Origin of the sequence: Corallococcus sicarius (assembly GCF_003611735.1) — a bacterium.
In the GTDB taxonomy this organism is placed as follows: Bacteria; Myxococcota; Myxococcia; order Myxococcales; family Myxococcaceae; genus Corallococcus; species Corallococcus sicarius.
Map to the genome: position 1 here is coordinate 1 of NZ_RAWG01000524.1, position 3,860 is coordinate 3,860.

4 protein-coding genes are annotated in these 3,860 nt (G+C 72.3%); 1 reads left to right on the forward strand and 3 read right to left on the reverse strand.

Annotated features, from left to right (window positions below):
- Window positions 1–360: 360 nt before the first annotated feature.
- The 3 genes from D7X12_RS40055 to D7X12_RS40065 are packed head-to-tail and all read right to left on the reverse strand — an operon-like array spanning window position 361 to window position 3,205.
- Window positions 361–1,473 carry a hypothetical protein gene (locus tag D7X12_RS40055; RefSeq protein WP_120630392.1) on the reverse strand — a complete coding sequence of 371 codons (1,113 nt, stop codon included), beginning with the start codon at window positions 1,471–1,473 and terminating at the stop codon, window positions 361–363.
- 2 nt (window positions 1,474–1,475) lie between these two features.
- Window positions 1,476–2,312 (reverse strand): ABC-2 transporter permease, encoded by an 837-nt coding sequence (locus D7X12_RS40060; protein WP_120630393.1) that lies wholly within the window; start codon window positions 2,310–2,312, stop codon window positions 1,476–1,478.
- Window positions 2,309–3,205 (reverse strand): ABC transporter ATP-binding protein, encoded by an 897-nt coding sequence (locus D7X12_RS40065; protein ID WP_279637292.1) that lies wholly within the window; start codon window positions 3,203–3,205, stop codon window positions 2,309–2,311. Before D7X12_RS40065 ends, D7X12_RS40060 begins: the two co-directional genes overlap by 4 nt.
- 365 nt (window positions 3,206–3,570) lie before the next feature.
- Here D7X12_RS40065 and D7X12_RS40070 point away from each other — a divergent pair, with 365 nt between their 5' ends.
- Window positions 3,571–3,780: a hypothetical protein gene (locus D7X12_RS40070; RefSeq protein ID WP_120630395.1), complete on the forward strand. Its 210-nt coding sequence runs from the start codon at window positions 3,571–3,573 to the stop codon at window positions 3,778–3,780.
- The last annotated feature ends 80 nt before the right edge of the window (window positions 3,781–3,860 follow it).

Genomic DNA, 3,860 nt, shown 5'->3' on the forward strand with positions numbered 1-3,860 from the left:
GCCCCAGCCCCCCCATGAAGATGGCGAGCACCGCGGCCGACGCCGCGGTGGAGGCCCCGAAGATGAGGCGGAACTCCCGCAGCCACACCGTCTGATAGACGAGGGCACAGAGCCCCGAACCAAAGAGGAGGGGCGCAACCCTCACCACACGTGCGTTCATCACGACCCTCGCGGGAGCATCCTCTTCACGCGGCCCCCCGGAGGTGGCGGGTCGCAGCTCCCTGTCGGGCCCCAGTATGTCGCGCGGAGTGTCTCCAGGAAAACAGGGACCGTGGGGCCTGCCTCCCAGCCCCCCTGCCATGGCGCCCATGACCCGGGGAGGCCCTGGACCCGGAGACCCGGGGACCCGGCTTCACGCCGTCACGGCGCCGGAGGCGTGGACCCGGCGGGCTTGCGGCACCAGGCAAGCTGCTCCTGGATGGCGGACAGGGGCACCGCCAGCTCCAGCTTGAAGGACGTGCCGTCCGGCCGCACCTTTGCGAAGTCCAGCAGCTGCGCCATCTCCGTGTTGCCTTCCGCCTGCGCCTTCATCCGCGCCATGGACAGCGCGCCGCCTAGCGACTTGCCCAGGTCGGTCATCTTCTGCTCGTCCAGGCCGCGCACGTCCGCCACCATGGCCACGTCGCCGCTGGTGTCCAGGTGCAGCTCCACGTTCTGCGCCACGTCCTTCAGCCGCTGCGCCAGCTCCGCCTGCTCCGGCCCCAGCAGCTTCGCGAGCTGCTCCACCGCGAGCACCCCGTACATCTCCCCGTAGGTGCTGTTCTCGTCCAAGAGCGGCGGCCCTTCCTCCGGCCCGCGGCCGTCCATGCGGTCCAGCACCGTCTTCACCTCGTCCGGGTTGCGGCCCAGCACCAGCATCTGGTCGTTCCAGGTCCCCACCGCGTTGTCCATCCGGCCGCGCCGCGTGCCGCCATCCGGCAGCGCGATGGACGTGTCGCCCGGCTCGTAGACGCGCGCGCCCGGGCCGTGGTCCGACGACACGCGCTCGCCCAGCAGCTCCTGGTAGCGCGCCTTGCTGAAGTCGCCGGAGAGGATGAGCCCCTCGTCGGTGATGACCATGCGGTCCAGGTCCTGGAGCGGATCCACGCCGCTCAGCGCCTTGAACTGCTCCAGGTTCTTGCCGCCGTCGCGCATCAGGCAGTCCAGCAGCAGCTCACCCAGGGGCGAGTGCCTGAGGGCGTTCGCCTCGATGACGACCGCCGTCCTCCCGGGCCCCCGCGGGAGCGCCGCGAGCAACGGGTCGCGGGGCTTCACGGGCGCCGCGACGCCCGCGTCCTGGGCGGTGGGCATCACCCAGGTGCGGCGCTTCTCCGCGCGCTCGAAGTCCGTGCCGCGCATGCGCGAGGGGAACTTCACCTCGGGCGCGGGGGGCGGCAGTTCGTCACCCTGGCCCGTGAACATCAGCAGCGCGGCCACCGCGAACAGCAGCACGGCCCCACCCAGCCACACCTTCCTGCGACCGCGCGAATCCATGCTCAGCAATCCTTTCCTTCGAAGTGCCAGAAGCCCACCGCGAGCGCTCCCAGTCCGAACACCAGCACGCCGCCCAGCAACATCCCCAGCGAGTCCGGCTTGAGCGGCGTGGAGCTGGCCAGGTCCGCCGCCCCCACCGCCAGCGCCGACAGCCGGGGCAGCACCAGCGTCACCGCGTCGAACGACGTGCGCCCGAAGCCCGCCTCCAGGTAGCGCGACACGTCCGTGCGGAACCCCGCCAGGATGCCGCCCACCAGCAGGACGAACCCCGCCGCCGAGCAGAGCGCCGCGCTGCGCACCAGCGTCGCCGTGGTGAGCATCACCGCGTACACCGCCGCGAAGCCCACGCACGCGAGGCCTCCGGCGACGAGCGGCCCCATCGTCCAGTAGCCCGTCTTGACCCCGAAGATGAGCGTCAGCCCGCCCGCGGCGTACACCGTGCCGCCCACCGCCAGCGTCATCACGCCCACGAACGTGCCCGCCAGCAGGTGCCAGCGCTGCAGGGGCAGGGCGAGCAGGTGCTCGATGCGGCCGGGCGACAGCAGGCCCGGCGCGAAGTCCGAACACGCCACGATGCCGAAGAGGATGCCGCCGTAGAACACCAGGTACGCCGCCGCGCGGAAGATGGGCCGCAGCGCCACGTCCACGGAGGTGATGTGGGCGCGCACCACCTCGCCGAACAGCCGCGTCGCCGCGAGCGCCCCGTCCACGACCTCCAGCTTCAGGCTGAGCGCCACCGTGGCCAGCACCAGCGTGAGCCCCACCATGAACGCCAGGATGAACTTGCGCGACGCGGCCTCGCGCAGCACGTACCCCGCGATGACGAACACCGGGTTCATGCCGCCACCCCCGGGCCGCTGCCCACCGCGCCCAGCAGCACCGCCTCCAGGTCCGCGCCCTCGCGCCGCAACTCCATCAACAGCGCGCCCGAAGCCCGGGCCCGGTCCAACGCCGCGTTGAGCACCGCCACGTCCGTCGCCTCCACCAGGTACACACCTTCCCGCGCGCCGTCGGCCGCGAGGCCCGGCGGCGTCCCCGTGCTGATCCGCGCTTCCGACTCCGCGGGCACGAAGCCCGCCGCCGCCAGGGCGGAGGTCTCCACGCCGGGTGCGAAGCGCACGCGCCACTTTGCTCCCCCACGCGCCAGCTCCTCCAGCCGGCCTTCGCGCAGCACGCGCCCGTCCGCGAGGATGGCCACGCGGTCGCACACCCGCTCCGTCTCCGCCAGCAGGTGCGAGTTGAGGAACAGCGTCACGCCCCGGCGCACCTCCTCCTGGAGGATGCGGCGCACCTCCAGGCGGCCCATTGGATCAATGCCGTCCGTGGGCTCGTCCAGCACCAGCAGGGAAGGGTCGCCCAGGAGCGCCGCCGCCAGCCCCAGCCGCTGCCGCATGCCCTTGGAATAGCCGCCAATCTTCCGGTCCACCGCGTCCGAAAGCCCCACGCGCTCCAGCAGGCGCAGGTGCGCGGGAGCGTCCGGCTTCAGCCGCTTGAGGCGGGCCACGGTGGCCAGGAACGCGGGCGCCTTCCACGTGCCCGGCAGGTGCAGCCGCTCCGGCAGGTAGCCGATGCGCGCGCGGATGGCCGGATCCTCCGGCGATCCGCCCAGCACGCGCACCGTGCCCGCGGTGGGCCGCACGATGCCGAGCACGCTCTTGATGAAGGTCGTCTTGCCCGCGCCATTGGGGCCGATGAGGCCGAAGGCACTGCCCGACGGGACGAGCAGGTCCATGCCCCGGAGGGCCTCATGGCCGCCCCGTCCGAAGGCGCGGTGATAGGTTTTTCGCAGGCCCTGGACTTCGAGGGCAGGAGGCGGTGTCGTCACGGTTGCGACTGTAGACGACCCGCGAGGGCGATGATTGCACCCGCATCGCACCGGAGGGAGGGACAGGCAGGCCTGAAAGAGGCGCTTCCCGCGTTTCCGGATTCGCGCCGCTGGGAAACGCGCTTCGCACCCCCCGTGTCCGTGCCGCGCCGCGATACCCCGTCGTTCCGGGGCGTTGCGACGCTGGGGGCTCCAACGGTGCCGCTGGTCCAGCCCCTGCAAAGCGTGGCGGGCACAGGCCGGACACACGCAGGACACACGGAGACATGGGCATGACGTGGACCAACGGGGCCGAACAGCAGTTGCAGGACGCGCGCCGTGAACTGGAGGCCGCGGAGCGGGAGCTGGTCAGCGGCACGGAGGCGTCGCGGGTGCGCTACGCGCGGGCGCTGTACGAGGCGGACCTCGCCCACCGGCGGGCCGAGCGCATGGCGCGCGACAGCCGCCGCCAGCAGCAGAGCTGGCGCCCTGTCGCTGGCTGAGCAGGCAGGTTGCTGGCAGGGAAGGCGTGAAGCGCGGGGCCGGGCGGTTTATACCGGCGCCCATGGCCCACCCCGTCCAC

What these genes read in the sequence shown, in the direction of transcription:
- D7X12_RS40055 (WP_120630392.1), bottom strand. Translation starts at nt 1,473, where the DNA reads ATGGATTCGCGCGGTCGCAGGAAGGTGTGGCTGGGTGGGGCCGTGCTG.
- D7X12_RS40060 (WP_120630393.1), bottom strand. Translation starts at nt 2,312, where the DNA reads ATGAACCCGGTGTTCGTCATCGCGGGGTACGTGCTGCGCGAGGCCGCG.
- D7X12_RS40065 (WP_279637292.1), bottom strand. Translation starts at nt 3,205, where the DNA reads ATGGACCTGCTCGTCCCGTCGGGCAGTGCCTTCGGCCTCATCGGCCCC.
- D7X12_RS40070 (WP_120630395.1), top strand. Translation starts at nt 3,571, where the DNA reads ATGACGTGGACCAACGGGGCCGAACAGCAGTTGCAGGACGCGCGCCGT.